The sequence below is a fragment of the Nocardia amamiensis NBRC 102102 genome (assembly GCF_001612745.1).
In the GTDB taxonomy this organism is placed as follows: Bacteria; Actinomycetota; Actinomycetes; order Mycobacteriales; family Mycobacteriaceae; genus Nocardia; species Nocardia amamiensis.
Window position 1 is genome coordinate 1 of the sequence record NZ_BDBA01000423.1, and the last position, 797, is coordinate 797.

Sequence of the window (797 nt, forward strand, 5' to 3'; positions counted from 1 at the left end):
CGGGTCGATGGCCACGGCCTCGGCGATCAGCTCCGGCAGCGTCCGCGCCGGAGTCGCCGCCGCACCCGTGCGGGCGACAAGATCGGCCCGCTCGGCGGCATCGAGCACGTCGATGGCACCGACGGTGATCGCCGGGTCGGCCGCGATGGCCGTGAGCACGCGCTCCCAGCGGTCCACGATGCTCGCCGCGGTCGAGGAGTCGAACAGCTCGGTGGCGTAAGTGAGCGCCAAAGCCATACCGCCGGAAACGGATTCACCGCGCTCGGCGAGGGTGAACTGCAAATCGAAGCGTGCGACGTTCTCGTCCAGGTCCAGCGCGGACACCGAAAGACCCGGCAGCTGCAGGGTGGTGCGCTCCAGGTTCTGGAACGCCAGCATGACCTGGAACAGCGGATTGCGCGCCTGCGAGCGTTCCGGCGCGAGCAGTTCCACCAGCCGCTCGAACGGCACGTCGGCGTTGCCGTACGCGTCCAGGTCGGTGCGGCGGACCCGGTCGAGCAGCTCGGCGAACGATTCGCCCGACTCGATGCCCGTGCGCAGCACCAGGGTGTTGACGAACATGCCGACCAGGTCGTCGAGCGCGGCTTCGCCGCGGCCCGCGATCGGGGTGCCCACCGCGATGTCGTCCCCACCGGACAAACGCGACAGCAGGACGGCCAACGCGCTGTGCATGACCATGAACAGCGAGGCTCCGCGCTGCCGCGCGAGGTCCTCCAGCGCCGCGATCAGCTCGCCGGACAGCTCACGATGCAGCGTCGCGCCGCGGTGCGAGGCAACGGCCGGGCGCGGGCGATCCG

At 70.8% G+C, this 797-nt stretch carries 1 protein-coding gene; it reads right to left on the bottom strand.

What is annotated here, in order from left to right:
* Window positions 1–797, bottom strand: a 797-nt coding sequence (locus tag NA4_RS38170; protein ID WP_245671802.1) for a condensation domain-containing protein, incomplete at both ends; no start/stop codon positions are given.